Raw genomic sequence first — 21,552 nt, 5'->3', positions numbered from 1 at the left:
CTACACCTCTTTTAGTTGACGTCGTAGCCTTGCTCTTCAATCGCTTCTTTAATCGCATCTTGTGTCAGCTTAGTTTCATCAAAGGCCACATTCACTGTTCCATTTGTTAAGTCCACTTTTCCGGTAGCACCTATTGTTTTCAAAGCTCCCTCAACGGAATTCACACAGTGATTACAGGACATGCCTGCTACTTTTAACGTTACATTTTGCATATGGTTTATTCTCCTTTATTAGGTTTATTGTCATTAAATTTAGTATACCCCCCTACCCTATATAAAGTCAAGTCAGAGACTTAGCTTTTCTGGGGGTTACCATAGGCATCCACTACATATGTTTCTACACATGAAGAGGATGAATTCATACCCTTGCGCATATCCTATCCATAAAGCACCTTCGGAACATCCTGCCTATCTCGTTTAAAAAGCAATAGATCCGTGTAATTAAACACAGGAGGTGTTTATTATGAAGATCATGATCACAGCTGCAGAGGCTATGGAAAAAGGGGTGTGGCAAGAGCTCCTTCGTCTCTTCGGCAGAGATAAAGATGAGGATATTTGGCCTCAACAGGAGTTTATTCTAACGGAACAGCAGGCAATTCATTTGAAACTAATTAAAAATAAGCCTGGCGACTAACTTACATAGGGGACCTCATCTATATGGTGAAGTCCTTTTCGTACGTTGGTAGGATATTTACGTCCCTAATCTTTATTTCATGAGTTTATTTATCGTGGTTAATAACTCAGTTATCACTTCTTCATCGCCTTCTTGAATGCGATCAATGACACAGCTTTTCATATGATGCTCAAGTAATTGCTTGCTTACCCCATTTAATGCGGATTGGATGGATGAAATCTGATTCAGCACATCGTCACAGTACGTATCCTTCTCAATAAGCCCCTTAACCCCTCGAATTTGCCCTTCGATCCGGTTCAAACGCGTAATCAGATTACTCTTGGCTTTATCGGAATGGTGACTCTTTCGTTCACTTGTAGTTCCACACATATCGTGTGAATGGCTCTCCTCCGTCATCACAATCACTCCCTATTGATTGCATTTTAACATAGCCCCCCACCCTATGCAAATAACAAAATGGGTTGCATTGTCATAAACGACCGGTCTAATATATAGGGGTAATAGAAAGGAGATTTCCTATGAAACCCAATACTCGCGACACGATCATCGCCGCCGCGCTTGACTTGTTTTATTCGCGCGGTTACACAGCGACTGGTGTGCTCGATATCACCAAAGCCGCAGGCGTGCCTAAGGGCTCGTTCTATCACTTTTTTCCAAGTAAGGAAGCGTTGGCTGAAGCGACCGTCATTGCCTACACCAAGAATAATCGTATCGAGCTCCTGACTGATTCCAGCCCTTCCCCACTTCAACGTATCCATAATCATATCGATTATCTCCTAGATTTTGCAGAGCGGGACGGCTATGTGCGAGGCTGCTTATTCGGAAACTTTTCGACAGAAATGCCCTCTCAGAGTGACTTGGTTTCGCGTGCTGTTGCGGCCGCCCTCGACAATTGGGTCAAACAGCTCGCATTAACAATTATCGCGGCCAAAAAGGCTGGTGAAATCACCACGAACTCTGATCCTGCGAGACTTGCCACCCACATCGTTGCCAGTATCGAAGGTTCCCTTTCTCAGTCCAAGGTTTCCCGCTCCAGTGCACCTCTAGAACTAACCATCACTACAATCTTTACTGACCTTCTCTACTAGACAAACTAGACAAAATAGACAACTTTATATGCAGCAAGTTGCCCAAAACAGCAGTTCAAAGTAATTTCCGAGCTGCTGTTTTTGACATTCATTTTTACACAAAGCTTGCATTTACTAGACGACCGGTCTATTATATAGAAACAGAAGAAGGGAGGCTACCTATATGCTCACAGAACAGGTTTTTGTCGGAAGCGTTTTTATTGCAGGATTACTATCTTTTTTCTCACCATGCATCCTCCCCTTACTTCCTGTGTACATGGCTCATCTCGGTGCAGTTTCACCTAGAAGTAACGCAAGGGCAATTGAATTAGGAAGGATGAAGCTTCATCCCCATCTGATCGGTAATACCTTATTTTTTATCTTAGGCATCTCTTCCGTCTTCTTACTACTTGGATTTGGGGCAGGAGCCTTGGGGACAGTTATTAATAGTTCCTCGTTTATCGTCGTTTGTGGTGCCATTGTTGTTGTATTCGGGATCTTTCAGACAGGTCTTATCCAACTCCTCTTTCTACAGCGGGAGAGAAAATTAACGATTTCAACGAGTGAGGAAAAAGGTTTCACAGCGGCATTCTTACTTGGCTTAACCTTCAGCTTCGGATGGTCGCCCTGTATCGGTCCTGTATTAGCTGCTGTACTTAGTCTTTCTGCTAGTGAAGGCTCGTCGCTAGTTGGCGGAGGTTATATGCTGGTGTATACGCTCGGACTCGCCATTCCATTTCTGATTCTCTCCATCTTTTCAGATTTGTTATTAAGTAAGTTAAGAAAACTGAATGCCTATACCCCTGCAATAAAAGTTATCTCTGGCATCTTGCTGATTGTGATGGGCGTATTACTCATGACGAATAACTTGAATATATTTGCTCTTATTTTGAACTAATTAGGGAGGCGATTCTATCATGATGATAAAAAGAAATTGGATAATCTCTACAGCTATCTTGCTTACGCTGCTAGTTCTCACGGCTTGTGGAAGTACGCAAGCTGCACAGTCCAAGAATTCACCGCAAACTGCTTTAAATAAAGGACAGGCTGCACCTCCGTTTACATTGAAAGACTTAGATGGTAAGAACGTAGATCTAGCTAGCTTTGCTGGGGAAAAAGTTTATGTGAAATATTGGGCTTCTTGGTGTTCGATCTGTTTAGCTGGGTTGGATGAAATCGATGAATTGGCCAGTCAGGACAATGATTTCAAAGTCATTACGATTGTTAACCCCAATTATCGAGGTGAGCAATCTTCCGAGCGTTTTACCAAGTGGTTTAAGGGGTTGCAAGCCGACCAAACAGGAACTCATCTAACCGTTTTGCTAGATGAAGATGGCAAGTGGGCTCAAAAGTTTGGGGTCAGAGCATATCCATCCTCGTACTACATCGGTTCCGACGGCATTCTGGCGAAATCGGTGCCAGGTCATAACACGAATAGTGTGATACTCAACAATTTTAGCGACATTCAATGATGATTGAATCTTCTAGGAGGACATATAATGAAAAGATTTGTTCATATAAGTAGTTTGCTGCTCCTACTGTTTGTTACAGCATGTGCCAGCCCAAGTTTCACTTCACAGTCTGCAACGAAAGCGACGAAAGCGAGTAAAGCACCGACAACTACCCGTTCAGAAAACCCAAATGATACTATTGATTACTCGAATAGCAAGCTGCAAACGATCTATTTAGCTGGCGGATGTTTTTGGGGCGTAGAAGCTTATATTTCACGTATTCCTGGTGTACAGAATGTAACTGTAGGTTATGCTAATGGGATAGGTGAGAATCCCACTTATAAAGATGTTGTTCGAGAGGATCGTAAGTTTGCCGAGGCCGTTGAAGTTAAGTATGATCCGGAACGAATCCCGTTATCCGACTTACTGAAACGTTTCTTCAAAATTATTGATCCGACTAGTTTAAATAGACAGGGGAACGATGCAGGGATTAGTTATCGTTCAGGTGTTTATTATCAGAATGAAAGCGACATCTCCGTTATTAATGAAGTGATCGGTAATGAGCAGAAAAAATATGATAAAAAGATCGTCACAGAAGTATTGCCTTTAACGAATTATTACTTGGCTGAGGAAGAGCATCAAGATTATTTAGTGAAAAATCCAAATGGCTACTGCCACGTTGATTTGACGATTCTAGATGAGCCTATCAAAGTAGATCCTACTTTGTATACACGACCGAGCAACGAAGAACTGAAAGCCAAATTATCGGATCTTCAATACAAGGTCATTGTACTTGGAGCTGAAGAACAAGCTTTCTCCAATGAATACTGGAATACGTACGATCCTGGTATCTACGTTGATATCGCAACAGGAGAACCTCTTTTCTCTAGTCGTGACAAATACGATTCCGGCTGCGGGTGGCCCAGCTTTACTAGACCGATTGATCCGGATGTCGTAACTTATGAAAAGGATACCCGATATAACTTAGTTCGTACGGCGCTTAAGAGCCGTGTAGGAGCTATTCATCTCGGACATGTGTTTGATGACGGTCCTGCCGAATCGACAGGAAAAAGATATTGTATCGATAGCGCCTCTATCCGGTTCGTTCCACAGGATAAGATGCAGCAAGAAGGCTATGGATATTTACGTGCAGCTGTGGAATGAATAGATGCAAAAAAAGACCGGGAGCACTTCTTACAAGTGCTTCCGGTCCTTTCTATGTTATCGCGTCTTTATTGATAGACTTCCATCTCAAATAACGAGTAACCATATTGCGTATTACGTTGGGTGCCCGACATTTTGACATACCTAGCGTTGGTTGGGCTGAAGTCAATGTTAACAATGCCGCCTTTTCCAGTTGTCGTTGCATATACAGGTGACCATGACTCGCCATCCGTGGATACTTCGACTGTGTACGCTTTTCCAGAAGCATTTTCCCAGTTCAAAATGACATTACTAATTGAAACCGTTGCTCCCAGATCAACGCTTATCCATTGTGGATCGCTGAATGCTGACTCCCAGCGGGAGCCTTTATTACCATCCACCGCATCACTGCCACCTCGCAATGGGTTCTCGGACGTAAGTGTCGGCTTGTTCAGAGCAAGATTAACTGCCGTGTTCGGCGTGATCACCTGTTGAACCGAAGCTTCGCCAAATCCAGTCGCCGGAATGCTGATTACGTAATTGCCGGCTTCGGTGAATAAGGAAGCGTCTAGCGTGATTTTCCCCGGTGTTACGGTATATTTCGCTGTGTTTAACGCAGCTCCATTCACCTTCACCGTTTGGATAGCCTCTCTCCATGCAGCATCATCTACATAGGTAATTTCAATCGGCTGATCTGTCGTATTCTTCGTTGTATCTGCCGTTATGACAGGTGTTATTACGGGTACTACCGGTGCAGTTTCAGCGCTGCCATACACTTCAAATTCAAAAAGTGAATAGCCATATTGCGTTGTCCGTGTCGTACCGTTCATCTTCACATATCTTGCGCTCTCTGGAGCAAATGTAAGATTATCGATACCTGCCTTACCTGATGCTGTCGCATAAACCGTCTTCCACGTTACGCCATCCAAGGAAACTTCCAGCGTGTAGCTTTTTGCTGCTGCATTTTCCCAGTTCAAGCGCACAGAGTTAATGATATGCTCCACGCCCAAATCCACTGTGATAAACTGTGGATCGCTGAAAGCTGACTCCCAACGGGAGCCTTTATTGCCATCCACCGCTTTATTCCCGCCCTGAAGCGGATTCGCAGAGGTGATCGTCCGTTTGTTCAAAGCAAGATTAAGAGTCAAATTCGTGTTGGTAGTCACTTCCTGCTGCACGATCGCATCGTTGTAGCCTGACGCTTGGACGCTGATTGAATAGCTGTTAGCCTCTGCAAATAGGGACGCGTCCAAAGTCAATTTCCCAGACGCTACGCTATACTGAGTAGCAGATACAATCGCTCCGTTTAGTTTCACTGCGTTAATCGCATTACGCCATACCGCATCGTCCGCGAAAGTGATTTCGATCGGTTGACCGATCTTATTCGACGTGGTATCTGCGTTCATTGTAGGAGCTGCTAACGCGTTAGATGGGTTACCATATACTTCAAACTCATACAACGAATAGCCATATGCCGTTGTCCGTGCTGTGCCATTCATCTTCACATATCTTGCGCTCACAGGTGAGAACGAGATTTCGTTAATACCTGGTTTACCCGAAGTTGTCGTATAAACCGTTTTCCAATTGGCTCCGTCTGTGGAAACCTCAACCGTATAACTCTTGCCTGCAGCATTTTCCCAGTTCAGAAGTGCACGGCTTATGGTGTGCTCTGAGCCCAGATCCACCGTGATGAATTGAGGATCGCTAAATGCAGATTCCCATCTTGTATCCTTGTTTCCGTCAACCGCTTTACTACCCGCTTGCCCAGGATCCGCCGAAGTGATTGTCGGTTTGTTTAGCGCAAGGTTCACAGTTGAGCTCGTGATGATAACTTGCTGAACGACAGCCGGCGAGTACCCTTTTGCCTCAATCGCAATCTCATAACTGCCGACCGCAGGGAATACCGAAGCATCCAAGGTTACCTTGTCTGCTGCAACACTATACTGACTTATGTTCAGTACGTTTCCATTGACTTTCACTGCGTTGATTGCACTACTCCAAGCTGCATCTTGGTTGAACGTAATGTCAATCGGCTGACCAACTCTATTCATAGTCGTATCTGCTGTTAATTCTGGTGTATCCAGAACACCTGAAGGGGTGCCGAATACTTCAATTTCCCAAAGAGAATAGCCATACTGCGTTGTGCGTTTCGTACCGTTCACTTTGACATATCTAGCATCCACAGCTGGGAACGTAATGTCATCGATCCCTTCATGTCCGCGTGTTGTCGTGTAAACAGTTGTCCATTCTACGCCATCCTTAGAAACTTGAACCGTGTAGTTTTTGCCTGCGGCATTTTCCCAGTTCAAGCGTACACGGCTAATTTTGTAGGCCGATTTCAGATTCACTGTAAGGAACTGTGGATCACTGAAATCAGACTCCCAACGCGTATCCAACTTGCCATCTACGGCAAAAGCTCCACCTTTGTTCGCTTTCTCCGAAGTAAGGGTTGGTTTATTCAACGCAAGGTTAACCGTAGAACTCGTAATTACATTTTGCTGAATCGCAGCATCCGGGTATCCGTCCGCTGAAATCGTAATCGTATAGCTGTTTTCTTCTACAAATAAGCTGGAATCCAACGTGATTTTACCTGCTGCTACGTGATATTTCGAAGCATCCACGCTGTTTCCGTTCACTTTTACTGCTTTAATCGCGTTTCTCCATGCTTCATTATCTGCAAAAGTCAATTCGATTGCTTGACCCGTCGTATTCTGTGAGGAATCCGGTGTTAATTGTGGTGCTATCTTCTGATTCATGTCGCTAACTTTCGTAGGATCAACTTTCACAAGACTTTTTGGACCTACAATTGCAGAGCCGGTTACGCCAGCTGCGTTATGGAAAGTAACCGTAACAGGCGCATTCGTCGGGTTCCAAATCATTGATGAATACGTTGTCCCCTTTTTGTAAACCGTAGCTCCAGACCATCCTGTCGCCCAGATCTCGTTGGAACGCTGACCCAGCGTGGCCATGTTATGAACGAACCAATACGTATCGAAAATTTCGTTCTTCTGTGTACCTTCAACTGTCCATTTATTAAGAACACTTTGTGGATCGCTTAGCGATTGGATAGGCCAAACGATGTGCTGCCACGTATCCTCAGGACCTTTTTTATCGGTAACCATACCGTTATACAAGTTAGCCGCTTTGGCTGGATTGAAGCCATAGCTAGTCAAATATTCGCCAGTAGGCAACCAGTGGATACCATACACATGTACAGGATCTCCACTGAAGAACGTACCAAAGTTGTAGGCACTTCCGTATACTTGACCGACCGATTTGTGCTTAAACCCTGGCAGCCAGTTGTCGTTGTCATAATTGAACCAATATTGCTCTACAGCTTTGAGCTCTGTGGTGAAGCCATAAATAGCGATATCGCGACTAGCTTTATTACCGGATAGCAAGCTCCACATGTACTCCCCGACCCAGCCGAAGAGTGCCTCGCCCGCTGCTTCTTGGTTGTTCCCGCTGTTATTGTCTCCATATCCGCCAGCCCATGAATGACCTTCATACGGATCGAAGTTACGAAGGAACGGATACAGAGAATCGTTTTTGGATGGGTTACCATAATCACGAATGAGGTGATCAACCATCTCGCCATAATTATCTTTAAAATCCTGGTCATATGTTGCTAGAATAGCGGAAGCAAACGCATAATAGCCATATGTAAAATGGTGGTCCGTTAGTCCTGTGTTGGCACCGAATTCACTGGATTTGTAATACATCGTACCCCAAGTCGGATCGTAATACATGAAGTATTCCGGTTCGCCCTTCGTGTACGTATACCAGTCGGTTAATATCGTTTTCAATCTGCTTAGGAACACATTTTTATAATAGGTATCGCCAATTTGATCGGCAATCAGTACACCCATAGCCAAAGGATGAAGAACTTTTCCTTGCCAATAAGCATCGCCAGCCATGATATTTTTGGAAGTCGACTCATCGAGGAAGTCCAATTGCTCTAACAGAGCAGTACGTGAGTACGTTGGATCACTCGGCTCCGTAAACTGAGGCACGATCCCATAAAATTTGTCTACCGTGGTAAAAGAATTGCCTTCATGCACCTTCAAAGTACCTCGAATGGACGCATAAGCAAGATTCGTCAGCGTCGACTCTGTTAACTTCCATTGATGCGGCAGCAAGGTCATCAAGGTTGTTGGCGCTAAATCTGCCCGCTTCTGGTCAATCGTAACTTCGAATTTCGTCGTAACATCCGATGTATTTTCGTTAAAGTTCGGAGTTACCGTCGTATTCGTGACGAAAGCGTACGCGTGTTGATAGAAATAGTTCAAATCGCCGGCTGTAGGAATGGTAGCCAAAGATAAATAATTTTGCCCATTACCAAGTCGAACTTTGATTTTGCCCCCGACTTTCGTAAAGGTAGAACCTTCCGGTGCGAACACGCCGTAGTGGCGAGTAACGGTTTGCGGTTTCGGAGCGCCATCTAAGTTGGTGACTGTGAACCCGATATGGTCCGCTTTTACAGTAGCACCTTCTGTTGCCAAGATCGCATTGTTGTTGTCATCGAAAAACTTCGTTGTAGCAGGAAAGTATAATTCCGGTGTTGTAGGATCACTGAACTCGGAGTATAGATAAGGCGAGCCTTTGACAAAAGTCGTTTTCATTTTTTCTGTCTCATTGTCGCTTAATACAACAGTGGCTGCCCAGTCGCTATACCCGGATATTTTGTTCTTAACGCGGGATGCACTGATATTGCCAGACATCAAGTACACATCGGGATCTCCACCTGCGTACTGCGAGTTCCCACTCTCATCCACCCAGCCCGTGCCGGGGTTCAGAATACTAAGACCTTGGTTCGTATATTTGGATTTAAGCGGAAGTGTGATGAGACTGTCACTCAAATCTTTAATCAATACCGACTGCCACCAGTCATTGGATGCAATCGGCGCAGCGACATTATCCGTTTTATTGACCGGTGGTCTAGGCTGCGGCATTGAAACATCGTTTGTTAAATAACTGCCCTTTCCAACGTTTACCGTAGAAGCAGTAGGCAATGTCGGAATGGTATAGGTTGGTTGAGGATCCCCTGGCACGTAATCATACACGGAGAAATTGAATAGCGAGTAGCCGAAGCTAGTCGTTCTGCTAATGCCTTTCATTCTCACATAGCGGCCGCTAGCATACACAGGCGTGTCCATTAAGCCTTCTCGTCCGTTCATTTCTCTGTAAATGGTTTGCCAATTGACAGCATCATCCGATACTTGAAGGTCATAAATTCTACCTGCTGCATTTTCCCATTCCAAACGAATCCGACCGATCGTGTGAACGCTTTCCAAATCCACATACAACCACTCATCGCTCGTGTCTCGGGAGGACCACCGTGTTTTCAAATCCCCGTCTACCGCATTCTGTGGGATCATCAGTGGCTTGTCTTTCTCAGCTACTTGGTAGGAGGAAGCGACAACTGGTTTCTTTAATGCGACATCCTCACCTAGAACAATCGGCCGAGGATTACTTCCGCCTGTACCGTACACCTCAAATTCATAGAGTGATACACCATAATTTCCAGCGCGCTCTAGTGACAGCATCCGAACGTATCGCCCAGCTCCCGTTAGCGCAATCGTATCCACGCCTCCATCACCGGTCTTGTTCTCGTAAATATCTTTCCACTCTGACTCATCGTTGGACACTTGAATCTTATACGACTTGGAATAAGCATTCTCCCAACGAAGAACAACTTGATCAATGGTTGCCGCAGCACCAAGGTCAACATAAATCCACTGTGGATCTGCACTAAAGGCACTGCCCCAACGAGAGTCTTTGTCTCCATCTACCGCTTTGTCTGGTGACAATCCTCCCTCCATCGAGGAAGCATACGTTGCTCCTTCATACGAGATCAGTTGCGAAGTGCCGGCAGCTTTTGCAGCCGTTGCCCTTGGGGTAGGTACAACGTTAAATACGCAAAGTGCCATGGATGAAGCGATTGAGAAAGTAATCATCTGAAAAAACTTCTTGCGCATACTTCTAGCTTGTAAAGCCATACCTATTTCTCCTCCTTAGATGTTACCCCTATGGGGCTCAAGCTGTGATGACAGTCATGGCCAAAATGGAACGATTACACGCAGATTTTGTCGACTAGTTTTCACAGCCTGATTATATTCTCCACTGGTAAAATAAAACAATGAGCCCATCTACCTAAGGTTTTGAGTCTAGATAGTCCAACTTATCTGTATGCAGAAAGCACAGTAACTCCATTTTCACATTCATTTTTTAGACGAGTTAAAACCGCAAATCCAAGATGTACACTGTACTCATCGCGTGTCTATTCCCTCAATTATTTTATGTAAATTAATGGGTATAACTGCCTATAAAATGCTATTTATGTTTGTAAGTTCTATATTATATTTTTTATGTAAAAAGATAACATATCATTTTACTAAAGTTTCCGTAAAAACATTGAAGACGCACGTAAACAGAACCAGCTCATTTTTACTGGAACTATTTCCCATTTATAAGGATGCGTGCTAGATCACTTTACCCCTTTTGAATGTTTAGCCATCGATAAAAAGAGATCACTCACACGACTTCTGGCAAGAGATCTAGATTCAGGTGTTGCCCCCATACCCACGTACTGACATGCTCCTCGACTACAAATTCCAATGGTTATAGCCGCTTTTTCAGCTGGTGGAAACTGACTGAACTTGAATTCCAGCGGGCCTTCCTTTAGTTCAATGTAACCAACATTTTCAACAACACCTACTTGGCATACCGGACAATTGCAAACACCCATGATGTCTTCATCCTTTTCTGTTCTGACTGTTCAAGCCCCAACGAGATACGTTCGCAACTTGAAGGATCGGCGATGGTGATTTTCATCATCAAAAAGCTTCTTTTTTAGGTAACAGAAAACTATCCGTAGCATAACATATAATTACATATTTAACTAGTTATTTAGTCTTTTATGTCAACATTTCCATATGCTTTTTGGGGTGATTTGTTTTTATTTTGTAGAGTGATGCGATATAATAAAGCTTGTCGAGCTACAGAAAGGTGATCATTCATGGACGAAAAAAAGCTGCCACTTCGAGTAGCTCCTGACCTAGCCTTTAATGTGAATACGCAAGTCAAGGAACAATTGAAATGGCTGATTGGTATTGGCCATATTGAACCTGGCGATATGCTTCCATCCACAAGTCAATTGGCTGATGAATTAGGGCTTAATTTAAATACAATTAATAATGCTTTCACTCAACTTCGTTATGAAGGGCTTGTCACCATGCAGAGAGGGCGAGGCACGCAGGTTGTAGATGGGATCCAAACGGAAAGGCTCCGAAAGGAACGGCTTTCTATGCAAAAGCTGTTAGAGAAGACCATTTGTGAAGCCGTTTCCGCAGGCCATGATTTACAGCAACTTTTCACGGCCAGTCTCGCATATGTGCTGTTGAGCACGCCTCGAATTCAAGGGAAGTTACATGTTGTTCTTATCGAATGCAGAGAACATGACCACCATTTCCTCCGTGAAGCTATTGAACTAGCAACCGATTGTACCGTATCGTTGCTCTTTCTAGAGGATCCTTATCCGAATGGGGATGAGTCTGACGAAATACTGCGTCATGCTAATTTCATTATTACGACGCTTATTCACGAGGATGAAGTCAAGTCCCGCTTCGCCTGCTACGACAAAAAAATAGTGGTCATCGGCACTACCGTCGACACTTCCTGTCTTCTCCAAATTTCCAGGCTAAAGTCGGATACGAATGTCACGTTCGTTTGCCTTGGTAATACGGGTGGAGAATGGATGGCGAACCAGGTCCGTGATGCGGGTATTGATCACATTCACTTTGGGACTTTAGGGTGGAATGACCGCGAGGGATTGCCCAGTGTATTACAGCAATCTGATATCATTTATGCTTCCTCCTCTGTCTTTCCTGAATTGAAGAAGTTAGCTTCCGAGAAAGTGGAGTTGTTCCCCATCCGATTAGAGAAAACCAGCAAAAGCTTATTAGACGAAATCTCCAAACAAGGCATTAGACGCTAGAAGTACAACTGTCTGTAAGGATCTCCTCCCCCTGTATGGCGTCTACCTTTCATTCTTCCTTAACTCACCATTCGTTACTCTTATGACGTATACAAAATATCCCCTTCAATTCCACTCATCCCTCATGTTTCATAAGGTTGATTTGAGTGTAGTTGCAAGGGGATATTTGTCTCTTTTTATCCTATCTTAGGCGTAATCGTTGGTGATACCATACTCATCCGGTTTTTCAACGATAGGATTAATGTAAAGATTGCAAGGAAGGCCACAACGATAGCCAAAATCCATATCGCATTGTTAAAGCCGAATGCTGTGGACGCTACCCCGCCACCGTAGGCGCTGAGGCCTTGAAACAAGTAAGCAACGACCAACACAGCGGAGATAAACTGTACGCGGTACTGAACAGGCGAGTTGATAACGACAATCCCGATTCCTCCAGCTGCAGAGAACCCATAACCAAGTCCGCCTAGGACCGACGAGACCATGAACAGAGCGAATGAATGTAATTCCGAAGCGCTAACCAACATAACGACTGTTAAAAACACAGCGATCATGCCAGCCCGAATGGATGTCCTTGGCCCTAAACGCCCTGCAATGGTTGCACTAACAGCACCAAGCAGATACGATATCGACAGAACGATTCCAATCACTAGAATGTCATTCGTTCCAACGACATCACGCGCGATCTGCGCTCCTAGCGATAAAAATACAGCACCATTGGCGAAACCCGCTCCTACTGCTAAGGCGGCTAACGCATAAAGTCCCCATTGTCCTGGCGGAATTTGAATGCCTTGCGGCTTCCAGCCCGTTTTTCTCACCGCTTTATTATCGGGAATGAAGAAACATAAGACCATGCTAATCAAAACAATGGCGGTCAACACCCAGTAACTAAAATGCAGTGGTGATGGGGCATATTTAATGAGAACTGCACCGATAATCGTTGCAAAAAACAGCCCACTAGCTTGTGTGATGGTATTAATGGATCCAGGATATTTCTGATTGGACTTCGGGTTAAATTCGACCAGTGCCGCGGCGCCAGATCCTGCTGTCAGCCCAACCCCAATACCTTGTAGTATGCGACCGCCAAATAGCCAAAATACATTCGGGGCTGAGGCGAAGGCTAATGCACTTATGAGCAGAAAAGTGAGTCCAATTAATAACGTGTTCCTGCGACCGATGTAATCCGATATGTTTCCTAAAATAATGAGGACCAGTATCAGCACGATCGGATAGGTCGCAAAAATACCTGTCGTTACTGCTTTGGAAAGATGCCACTCCGAAGCATAAATGGGAAAAACAATCGAAGGAGCTGTACTTGCCCACAAGCTAACTGTTAAGATCCAGGCTACCGCCCAGAAAGCCGCTTTCGTTGACAATGTTTTCATTCACGTTTCCTCCTTCACATTACGTATTTCTGCATCGTGCAAATGATAGAAATCTCGTTTACTTCTTATCTTGAAATAATTGTGGGTACAAGCTCGCAACTCCACCTGCTAGGTTTTTCTGCACCTTACGACTCGTATCGTCAGCTAGGATCTCCAAGCTATCGGCTTCAATGCCGTCAATCGCCATTTTGGCGACATCCGTAGGATTAACTTTTGGCGCTTGAATATCCGCAGTCATGTCAGTATCCATAAACCCAACGTGCAGACTGGATACTTTTATGTTACGAGGAGCCAAATTCAGTCGCAGTACGTTAGTCAATCCCCATTCCGCTGCCTTAGCCGCGGTATAAGCGCCTGCACTATCAATGCTGAACCAGGACAGGGCTGATAGCACATTCAGAATGCTGCCTCCGCCATTACGCTCAATGATTGGTGCAAATGCACGGGTCATAGCCAACGTTCCGAACACATGCGTATCGAATTCAATATGAATGGTTTCCAAATCACTATCCAGCAAGGACGCCCCCGTGGAGGATCCTGCGTTGTTAAGCAGCAATGTCACATCCGTTGCGATTTCCGCGGCAGCTGCGACCGATTTCGGATCCGTAATATCTAATTGGAGCGGAATAGCTCCAGGAATATCAATTGTCTCTGGATTTCTAGCACCGGCATATACTTTAGTCCCTCTAGCAATCAGTTCAAGCGCTAATTGGCGACCAAGTCCTCTGTTTGCTCCAGTAATTAATGCGATTTGATTTGACATGTTCATCGTATTTCCTCCTGCTCATTTTGTAGTTATTTTTCATTAAAGAATGTTCATTCTTAAATGGGATAAAAAAATGTGTTCTGTGCTCTGCCCTACGCGATATAGCATACCTCATTTAAGAACGGTTGGTCAATAACTATTTCTAGCCATTCCTTATATAAATAGGTTCTCCATCTCACAATCGCATTATACTTGCGGAAAAATGAGGTCATTTCAAGAATAATCATTCTTAAAATAACAAAAGAATACCTATGGCTACGGCATCTTACATGAAGATAGACATAGCCACCGCGACAGCATCTTCCAATACTTTGCGATCTGTAGCTGTTTTGGCCAAGACCAGCAAACCATTTCTTGTGCTTAAGAGAAACCGAGCCAGCTCACGAATTCCATGCTTGCTTTTGAGTGCCCCTTTTTGTTGGGCGCGAATCAAGAAATGATAGAACGATGTTTCCATATCGATCATATAAGCTTCCACACGCAGCGATATGACTGGGTCGCTATTCCCTATGTTCATCGCCGTGTTGGCCACAAAACATCCGCGGCGTTGCTTCTCATCCTCAAGTGATAAATCGATCAACTTCGTAAAGAAGCGCTGCAAAACTTCCTTAGGCTCTCCCTCTTCTTCGAGGATGTGGAACGTACGTTCTTTGGCTACCATCCGGAAACGGTCTAAACACGTTAAGAATAATTTCTGCTTATCCCCGAATGTATCATACAAACTTCCACGGTGAACACCTGTATGCTCGACTAAGTCTTGAATCGATGTTCTTTCGTATCCTTTTTCCCAGAACAGCTCCAGCGCTTTATCTAACGCTGCTTCCTGATCAAACTCTTTGGGTCTAGCCATGGTTGATAACCCCCTTCCCCTGCTATCATACATGTTTAAGAATGTTCAGTAAAGAATGATTGTATAGGTAACAACAGCCTTGACTACTAAAATAAAGCTCCTGAGGAATAAAATCTCAGGAGCTTCTATTTGTTGGCTCTTCGTCAGCCGTTGGCGAGCTTCCTGACACAATCAAAATCATGCTTCAGACGCTCGAAGCCGGATTCTGGTGTATGGCACTCCAACGTCACCCAGTCGTTGTAACCTGTTTCTCGCAACGCCTGAAACAGCGGTTCATGATCGACTTCACCTTCGCCTAGCCGACATGGGGAGAACGTCTCAACTCCCCTTTGGGTTCTGTTCGTGAAGCTGCCCGGTGCACTGCTGTCTGAGGTTCTGCGTTCATCTTTGATATGCACGTGCTTCAAGTGCCTGCCCAGCTTCTTGACCGATTCGAAGCCGTATTCGGTACCTGCAATGTACATGTTACCAGCATCGTGGATGAAACCCATCCGCTCGCTGTTCACAAGTCGACTGAGCTTCAATGCGTCATCTGCCGTCTCGACGAGGGTTTCGTTATGCAGCTCAACCAGCACATCCACGTTATAAGCCTTCGCTTCTTCCGCACAGCGCCCCAACCAATATGCAGCCTTTGAATAATGATAATCCTGCGCTAGAAAAGCGTTCGGACCTCCCGCCAACACGCGTATCATGGAGGCCTCTAGTTGGCCTGCCGCCTCCAGCAACCGACGAAAGTCGTCGAAAGTCGCTGCAGCTTCTTGATCGCTGGCCGACGAAAACCTGCCTGTATACGTAGCTAAGACAGGAATGGCAAGCTGCAGTTCTTCAGATAATGCGTGCAATTCCTTAAGCTGGGTCCTGCTTGTCATTGGAGACAGATGATGTTCGCGGGCAGCAATCTCGATTCCGTCAAAGCCCAATTGCTTTGTGAGTCGCATCGCCTCCTGTATACTGTAGTCGATCAACACGCCGCTGAACGCTGCGAATTTCATGAACATGACTCCTTTCCAAATTAGAGGATATTTGTTTTTAACCCCTGTTGCACTTTGATGTCGTTCAATTGGCTCCATTTTATCAATTTCCAACCTGCCGTAGTTGACTTTTCTATTGAAGAACTTTTACATTTCTTTCGTTATGAGAAGCCTAAACACAAAGAACCCCGAAATTATGAAAAACATAATTTCAGGGTGGAATACTTCGACCGAACGTCGGATACACTATTCCTGCACTTTTACCTTTAATAAATCGCCTTATTCAACCATCAGCGTGGATGTAGTCCATAAAATGCAGCTTCAACCAGTTGTTTTACAAACGTATCTTGCAATGGTTCGCCTGTGACCAGCAGACGATAAAAAAGAGGACCATAAATCAAGTCCACACAGATCACTAAATCAATCCCCTGTCTCAACTTCCCTCGTTCTATCCCCTTATGCAATATCGCAAGCGCCTCTGCTCTACGAGGGAGGATGTAACGGGTCCGGCAAGCTTCCATTAAGACAGGATCAACTTGACCCTCGCCGATTATCGCAGCAATCATATGTCCTTCTTGGCTAACCATGAATCTACATAGGTTCGTAGTATGGGTCAACACGTCTTCGAATACGTCACCTGAATCTGGGACTGGCAGCCTCTCTGTTGCCGCGTCCAAGAAACCATCCATCACTACAGCGGCTTTATTGGGCCACCATTTATAAATAGTCGCTTTACTGACTCCCGCACGTTCCGCAATCTTCTCGACTGTGACACCTTTGAATCCATATATCAGAAGAAGCTCGTAGGAAGCAACCAGGATGGACTTTTGCGTGCTCGGATCTCGCGGTCTTCCTCTTTTGGATGACATGATTGCCCTCTCCTTCGTCCGGGAATTATCTATAACTTAGTATAATAAGATTCTAGAACTTGATAAAGATTAAAATCCCCTATTTACAAAACGATACGTTCAGTATATATTATTCCCATCTCAATTAATAGACGTACCGTTCAGTAATTAGGAATTTTACTTATGAAGTGAAAGGATGATGACAATGAATCAACCTAATGTTCATGATAAGAAAAGCCTCTCAACTGGCATGATGTTTCTTTTTGCCGCAGCATGCGGACTTATTGTTGCCAACCTCTATTATTCGCAAACGCTAGTAGGCCCGATCAGTTCAGACTTGGGTCTTCCTTCAGGAAGCGCAGGCCTTATTGTCACTATTACACAAATTGGATATGTCGCTGGCTTACTATTCATCGTGCCTATTAGCGATATGTTAGAGAATCGCCGCCTTATCGTTACGCTAATTGCTTTTATAGTTCTTGCCCTGTCTGTGGCTGCTTTTTCTCGAGGGAGTTTTCTGTTCATGACCGCATCGCTCATGATTGGGCTAGGCGCTGTCGTCGCGCAGATTCTAGTGCCCTTCGCGGCTTATCTATCGACCGAGGAACAGCGTGGCCGCGTGGTTGGCAATGTGATGAGCGGGCTTCTGCTCGGCATCATGTTAGCACGTCCGGTTGCAAGCTTAGTTGCCGGCGTGTGGGGATGGCAAACGATTTTTGCCATCTCGGCTGGACTCATGGTGTTATTGGCGCTCTTGCTGAGAAGTCGGTTGCCAGTTCGGCAGCCAAGGCAAGGTCTGACCTATGGACGATTAGTTGCCTCCCTACTCCAATTATTCAAACATACCCCTATTCTCCGACGTCGTGCCTTCTATCAGGCTTGTCTATTCGGCGCCTTCAGCTTATTCTGGACGACTGTGCCCTTACGTCTAGCAGACCAATACGGAATGTCTCAACAAGGCATTGCTCTGTTTGCCTTAGTCGGTGTTGCTGGAGCCATTGCAGCGCCAATTGCAGGAAGGTTGGCTGATCGAAACTGGAGCCGCGCCATTACGCTCAGCGCCATAACCATTGCTCTAATATCCTTCGTACTTCTAGCACTTGTTCACAACAAATCCAGTGTTTCACTTGTATTGCTTTTCATTGCGGCGATTACATTAGATATGGCTGTTTCCGGCAATCTCGTTGTCGGACAACGGGCGATCTATTCATTAGGAAATGAAACGAAAGGGCGGCTCAATGGCCTTTTCATGGCTATCTTCTTTATTGGGGGAGCCGTAGGATCATTCGTAGGCGGACTTACCTATGCGCATGGGGGATGGGTGCTAACAGCTTGGATCGGTGCTTTGCTTCCATTCCTTGCCCTCTTATATTTCCTTACTGAATCCAGAGCTAAAGCTTAAAGTACCTGACATACTCAACTACAAAAAGGCATATCAACTGCATGAATAGCAGTTAAATATGCCTTTTTTCATACTAGCGTTCCATCCGTTTCTTGAACTCGGCAGGCGTCAATCCGAATTGCTCCTTAAACACTTGAGAAAAGTGAACACTATTATCATAGCCGACGGCATTGGCAATCTCGTAAACTTTTTTATCGGTTCCGAGCAGCATTTCCCTTGCCTTGCCCATGCGAATTTGAATCAAATAACTCCATACGGTGGTACCGGTTTCTTGTTTGAATATTTGCGCAAAGTGATTTCGACTGATGGCCACCTGATCCGCGATTTCTTGCAGGTTCAGCTTTTCCGCGTAATGCTTGCCCACGAAATCCTTCACTTCCTCAACAGCACGACGTGTTGGATGGTCCTTCATCGCCTTCGATACCGCAAATATGCGATAAGCCCCTTCCTCCAAGCGCCTCACCGCACATAAGCGAAAATAACTACGCACCTTCTCCTGCGGAATCGTTTTTTCCCACAGCCCTAGATCCTTACCCTCATGCAACTCAATCCGGACTTTTTCCTTCTTGAGCTCCTCGACGATCATTTCGAGCCATGCCATCGATAAGGGATTCAGCAAATAGAATCGTTCACCAGCCAAGCTCTCGAGCATATCGAGCGTGTCGACCACTAGCAAGGGCAGCGTTTCAAACTGAACGGTCTGCATCTGATTAATCCAGCGACGTACCATGCTTTGATGATGAGGTAGAGACCGCATGAGCTGAATGCTCGCTTCTGCCCGCCTCCGGGACGATACTTCTTGGGCTGCTCTCGCTAGTGCGCCATCTAATTGCTGCTGATCGACCGGCTTAATAATATAATCAAGAGCACCCAGCCGCATGCTGGATTTGGCAAAATCAAACTCATCGTAGCTGGACACAACTAACGTAGTCATCCAAGGATAACGTTCGTTCACTTTCCCGATCAATTCCAGCCCGCCCATAATTGGCATCTTCATATCGGTCAAACATATATCCGCATAATGAGCATCAAGCCACTTCAGCGCAATTGCACCGTTTGCGGCTGTTCCAGCAACGACCGTCTCTTCGCTATACTGTTCCACTTTACTAGAGAGACTTTCTCGAATTAGCGGCTCATCATCGACAATAAGCACACGCAGCATAAAGGTTATCGCTCCTTCTCGATGTTGTGTTTGAATGGTAAGCGTACAGTTACTTTCACTCCGCCTAGACGGCTATCTGAATCGATGTCAACACCGATCCCGTTCATTTGGTAGAATGCACGAATGCGGTAATGGACATTCAGCAGACCGACGTTCGTTAAGGTCGTATATTCTTCTTGATTTCGCATGGGTTCGCGCAGACGTGATCGGAATGCCTCTAGCCGCTCTGGATCATACGCTTTCCCGTTATCCTCGAAAACAACACAGACCAGATTCCCCTCCCGACGGACGGTTACCTCTAGTCGAGTAGGCTCCCCCGTTGTTTCAATCCCATGCTTAATCGCATTCTCTGCAATGGGCTGCAGCACGACCTTGGGGCATAAAGCATTCCGACAATCTTCAGGTAAATCGATATGAAAACTTACCCCATCACCAAACCGAATCTGACTAATATTCATGTAGTGAATCACATGGGATATTTCATCCTCAACCCTCACATAGGTATCTTTAAAATTAGATGTATAACGGAGCATGCGTGATAGGGAAATAGAAGCTCTTTCAATTCGATCGTGTCCGGCCAAATGGGCCATTGAATTTATAGATTCTAACGCATTGTATAAGAAATGGGAGTGAATCTGTGATTGCATCGCTGAGAAGGCGGCCCGCTGCTGCATGAGCTTCGTATCGGTCAGCTGTTGGATCGAAGTATCTAGTTCCTCGAGCATTCGGTTAAAGGAATGGCTAAGATCCGATACTTCATCGGCACCTTCAATATGAAGGCGGCTTTTGAAATTGCCGAATTGAGCCTGCTTCATATTCGAACGAAGATTAGACAAACGGCGGGTGACTGACGTAGCGACGAGAGCCACAAACATAATCCCCATGAGCATTCCGAGCGAGGCGACCACAATCGTTACATTACGAACGCGATTAATACTATTCGTAATATCATCCATAGATAGAATGGCGACGGTCTTCCAACCTGTATATGGAATCGTATCGAAAATAACTAGCTGATTCGTATTATTGCGAATGAAGCTACCGCTGGATTCAGCGAATTGTTCAATGATGTCCGGTTCAAGGACACTTCCAATCTTTTCGGAGGATTGGTGGACTAAAATGGTACCATCTGGCTTCGCTATTAAGCTGATCCCTTGTTTGCCTAGCTCCATCTTGTTCAGAATTGCTTGAGCGGGTTCAAGTGTTATGTCCATCTTGAGGATGCCTTTTGCTTCTGGCTTACCGAACTGACCTGCCAAACTCAGTAAAATTTGCTGCTTTGGGTTGTTGTTAACATATAAGTAGCTCGTACTCGGCCCCACTCGATGCTGAATCTTCTCCCAGCTTTTGACTCCACTCAACCAGCCTTCATCCTTGAGCGAGTAATTCTTAGATAACGCTGCCGACAAAGCGTAATGGAATTCCCCGCCTTTATCCGACCGCATCGATACGGACACAATTTCAGGATGACGTACAAGCAAGTATTGTAAAAAATTACTTTCCAAAGAACGATAGCGGGAAATAAGCTCGACCTGATCCTTAGGGTTGATCTGGAGCCACTTATTGAACTCGGTACTCGTACCCAGTACTAGAAAGCCTCGTTCGTACTCCATGTATTGTCGGTCCAGGTTCAGATTGGCCTGTCGCAATATTTGCTCACTAAAGTGAATGACATCTTGTCGAATGGTTCTAGACGTATCGTAATAGCTGAAAAATCCGATCATGGCAACAACCGATACTAAAATCGTGATTAGCAGGCTAATCAGCTTCCATTTCAAGGACGTTTTTATTTTCTTGAACATAGAAGCCCCCTTGTTCTCTACCTTCGCATATGGCGTAAAAAGCATAATCCTCGCCCAGTACTAGACTTGGGCGAGGTTA

Annotated in this window: 18 protein-coding genes; 7 read left to right on the top strand and 11 right to left on the bottom strand. The window is 45.1% G+C overall.

Features of this window, described 5'->3' with window-relative positions; genetic code table 11:
- Positions 1-11: 11 nt before the first annotated feature.
- A complete protein-coding gene (locus AC58QT_RS26880) occupies positions 12-212 on the bottom strand; it encodes a copper ion binding protein (protein WP_497411696.1) in 201 nt (66 codons plus the stop codon).
- Positions 213-462: 250 nt separating this feature from the next.
- Between AC58QT_RS26880 and AC58QT_RS26875 the strand changes: the two genes are divergently transcribed.
- Positions 463-633, top strand: coding sequence for a hypothetical protein (locus AC58QT_RS26875; protein ID WP_497411695.1), 171 nt, complete (start codon positions 463-465; stop codon positions 631-633).
- 72 nt (positions 634-705) lie between these two features.
- On the opposite strand, the gene AC58QT_RS26870 is transcribed toward AC58QT_RS26875, so the two are convergent.
- Positions 706-1,029 (bottom strand): metal-sensitive transcriptional regulator, encoded by a 324-nt coding sequence (locus AC58QT_RS26870; RefSeq protein ID WP_310502247.1) that lies wholly within the window; start codon positions 1,027-1,029, stop codon positions 706-708.
- Between the two features lie 122 nt (positions 1,030-1,151).
- On the opposite strand from AC58QT_RS26870, the gene AC58QT_RS26865 reads away from it, so the two are divergent.
- From AC58QT_RS26865 to msrA, 4 genes are all read left to right on the top strand, one after another.
- Entirely contained in the window at positions 1,152-1,721 is a 570-nt protein-coding gene (locus AC58QT_RS26865; RefSeq protein WP_497411694.1) for a TetR/AcrR family transcriptional regulator, read from the top strand.
- 163 nt (positions 1,722-1,884) lie between these two features.
- Positions 1,885-2,598: a cytochrome c biogenesis CcdA family protein gene (locus AC58QT_RS26860; RefSeq protein ID WP_497411693.1), complete on the top strand. Its 714-nt coding sequence runs from the start codon at positions 1,885-1,887 to the stop codon at positions 2,596-2,598.
- Between the two features lie 19 nt (positions 2,599-2,617).
- A complete protein-coding gene (locus AC58QT_RS26855; protein ID WP_497411692.1) occupies positions 2,618-3,172 on the top strand; it encodes a redoxin family protein in 555 nt (184 codons plus the stop codon).
- A 27-nt stretch (positions 3,173-3,199) separates the two neighbouring features.
- Entirely contained in the window at positions 3,200-4,315 is a 1,116-nt protein-coding gene (msrA, locus tag AC58QT_RS26850; RefSeq protein WP_497411691.1) for a peptide-methionine (S)-S-oxide reductase MsrA, read from the top strand.
- A gap of 68 nt (positions 4,316-4,383) precedes the next feature.
- On the opposite strand, the gene AC58QT_RS26845 is transcribed toward msrA, so the two are convergent.
- Both AC58QT_RS26845 and AC58QT_RS26840 read right to left on the bottom strand, forming a co-directional pair.
- Entirely contained in the window at positions 4,384-10,293 is a 5,910-nt protein-coding gene (locus tag AC58QT_RS26845; RefSeq protein ID WP_497411690.1) for a galactose-binding domain-containing protein, read from the bottom strand.
- A 488-nt stretch (positions 10,294-10,781) separates the two neighbouring features.
- A complete protein-coding gene (locus AC58QT_RS26840; RefSeq protein ID WP_497411689.1) occupies positions 10,782-11,042 on the bottom strand; it encodes a hypothetical protein in 261 nt (86 codons plus the stop codon).
- 270 nt (positions 11,043-11,312) lie between these two features.
- Here AC58QT_RS26840 and AC58QT_RS26835 point away from each other — a divergent pair, with 270 nt between their 5' ends.
- Positions 11,313-12,290, top strand: coding sequence for a GntR family transcriptional regulator (locus AC58QT_RS26835; RefSeq protein ID WP_497411688.1), 978 nt, complete (start codon positions 11,313-11,315; stop codon positions 12,288-12,290).
- Positions 12,291-12,466: 176 nt separating this feature from the next.
- Here AC58QT_RS26835 and AC58QT_RS26830 read toward each other — a convergent pair whose 3' ends face one another.
- The 5 genes from AC58QT_RS26830 to AC58QT_RS26810 all read right to left on the bottom strand — a co-directional run bounded on the left by AC58QT_RS26830 (position 12,467) and on the right by AC58QT_RS26810 (position 17,128).
- The gene (locus tag AC58QT_RS26830) at positions 12,467-13,672 is read right to left on the bottom strand and encodes an MFS transporter (protein WP_497411687.1); all 1,206 of its coding nucleotides are present in this window, start codon (positions 13,670-13,672) and stop codon (positions 12,467-12,469) included.
- A gap of 58 nt (positions 13,673-13,730) precedes the next feature.
- Positions 13,731-14,441, bottom strand: coding sequence for an SDR family oxidoreductase (locus AC58QT_RS26825; RefSeq protein ID WP_497411686.1), 711 nt, complete (start codon positions 14,439-14,441; stop codon positions 13,731-13,733).
- A 262-nt stretch (positions 14,442-14,703) separates the two neighbouring features.
- A complete protein-coding gene (locus AC58QT_RS26820) occupies positions 14,704-15,288 on the bottom strand; it encodes a TetR/AcrR family transcriptional regulator (protein WP_497411685.1) in 585 nt (194 codons plus the stop codon).
- A gap of 143 nt (positions 15,289-15,431) precedes the next feature.
- Positions 15,432-16,280, bottom strand: coding sequence for a sugar phosphate isomerase/epimerase family protein (locus AC58QT_RS26815; protein ID WP_497411684.1), 849 nt, complete (start codon positions 16,278-16,280; stop codon positions 15,432-15,434).
- A 269-nt stretch (positions 16,281-16,549) separates the two neighbouring features.
- Positions 16,550-17,128: a TetR/AcrR family transcriptional regulator gene (locus AC58QT_RS26810; protein ID WP_497411683.1), complete on the bottom strand. Its 579-nt coding sequence runs from the start codon at positions 17,126-17,128 to the stop codon at positions 16,550-16,552.
- A 184-nt stretch (positions 17,129-17,312) separates the two neighbouring features.
- On the opposite strand from AC58QT_RS26810, the gene AC58QT_RS26805 reads away from it, so the two are divergent.
- Entirely contained in the window at positions 17,313-18,509 is a 1,197-nt protein-coding gene (locus AC58QT_RS26805) for an MFS transporter (RefSeq protein ID WP_497411682.1), read from the top strand.
- A gap of 73 nt (positions 18,510-18,582) precedes the next feature.
- Here AC58QT_RS26805 and AC58QT_RS26800 read toward each other — a convergent pair whose 3' ends face one another.
- The gene (locus AC58QT_RS26800) at positions 18,583-19,671 is read right to left on the bottom strand and encodes a response regulator transcription factor (protein WP_497411681.1); all 1,089 of its coding nucleotides are present in this window, start codon (positions 19,669-19,671) and stop codon (positions 18,583-18,585) included.
- 5 nt (positions 19,672-19,676) lie between these two features.
- Entirely contained in the window at positions 19,677-21,473 is a 1,797-nt protein-coding gene (locus AC58QT_RS26795) for a cache domain-containing sensor histidine kinase (protein ID WP_497411680.1), read from the bottom strand.
- Between the last annotated feature and the right edge of the window lie 79 nt (positions 21,474-21,552).

This window comes from Paenibacillus sp. J31R109 (assembly GCF_059692055.1).
This window is presented reverse-complemented; position numbering and strand designations above follow the sequence as displayed.

Coding starts and splice junctions, on each gene's coding strand:
- AC58QT_RS26880 (WP_497411696.1), bottom strand. CDS start 212: ATGCAAAATGTAACGTTAAAAGTAGCAGGCATGTCCTGTAATCACTGT.
- AC58QT_RS26875 (WP_497411695.1), top strand. CDS start 463: ATGAAGATCATGATCACAGCTGCAGAGGCTATGGAAAAAGGGGTGTGG.
- AC58QT_RS26870 (WP_310502247.1), bottom strand. CDS start 1,029: ATGACGGAGGAGAGCCATTCACACGATATGTGTGGAACTACAAGTGAA.
- AC58QT_RS26865 (WP_497411694.1), top strand. CDS start 1,152: ATGAAACCCAATACTCGCGACACGATCATCGCCGCCGCGCTTGACTTG.
- AC58QT_RS26860 (WP_497411693.1), top strand. CDS start 1,885: ATGCTCACAGAACAGGTTTTTGTCGGAAGCGTTTTTATTGCAGGATTA.
- AC58QT_RS26855 (WP_497411692.1), top strand. CDS start 2,618: ATGATGATAAAAAGAAATTGGATAATCTCTACAGCTATCTTGCTTACG.
- msrA (WP_497411691.1), top strand. CDS start 3,200: ATGAAAAGATTTGTTCATATAAGTAGTTTGCTGCTCCTACTGTTTGTT.
- AC58QT_RS26845 (WP_497411690.1), bottom strand. CDS start 10,293: ATGGCTTTACAAGCTAGAAGTATGCGCAAGAAGTTTTTTCAGATGATT.
- AC58QT_RS26840 (WP_497411689.1), bottom strand. CDS start 11,042: ATGGGTGTTTGCAATTGTCCGGTATGCCAAGTAGGTGTTGTTGAAAAT.
- AC58QT_RS26835 (WP_497411688.1), top strand. CDS start 11,313: ATGGACGAAAAAAAGCTGCCACTTCGAGTAGCTCCTGACCTAGCCTTT.
- AC58QT_RS26830 (WP_497411687.1), bottom strand. CDS start 13,672: ATGAAAACATTGTCAACGAAAGCGGCTTTCTGGGCGGTAGCCTGGATC.
- AC58QT_RS26825 (WP_497411686.1), bottom strand. CDS start 14,441: ATGAACATGTCAAATCAAATCGCATTAATTACTGGAGCAAACAGAGGA.
- AC58QT_RS26820 (WP_497411685.1), bottom strand. CDS start 15,288: ATGGCTAGACCCAAAGAGTTTGATCAGGAAGCAGCGTTAGATAAAGCG.
- AC58QT_RS26815 (WP_497411684.1), bottom strand. CDS start 16,280: ATGAAATTCGCAGCGTTCAGCGGCGTGTTGATCGACTACAGTATACAG.
- AC58QT_RS26810 (WP_497411683.1), bottom strand. CDS start 17,128: ATGTCATCCAAAAGAGGAAGACCGCGAGATCCGAGCACGCAAAAGTCC.
- AC58QT_RS26805 (WP_497411682.1), top strand. CDS start 17,313: ATGAATCAACCTAATGTTCATGATAAGAAAAGCCTCTCAACTGGCATG.
- AC58QT_RS26800 (WP_497411681.1), bottom strand. CDS start 19,671: ATGCTGCGTGTGCTTATTGTCGATGATGAGCCGCTAATTCGAGAAAGT.
- AC58QT_RS26795 (WP_497411680.1), bottom strand. CDS start 21,473: ATGTTCAAGAAAATAAAAACGTCCTTGAAATGGAAGCTGATTAGCCTG.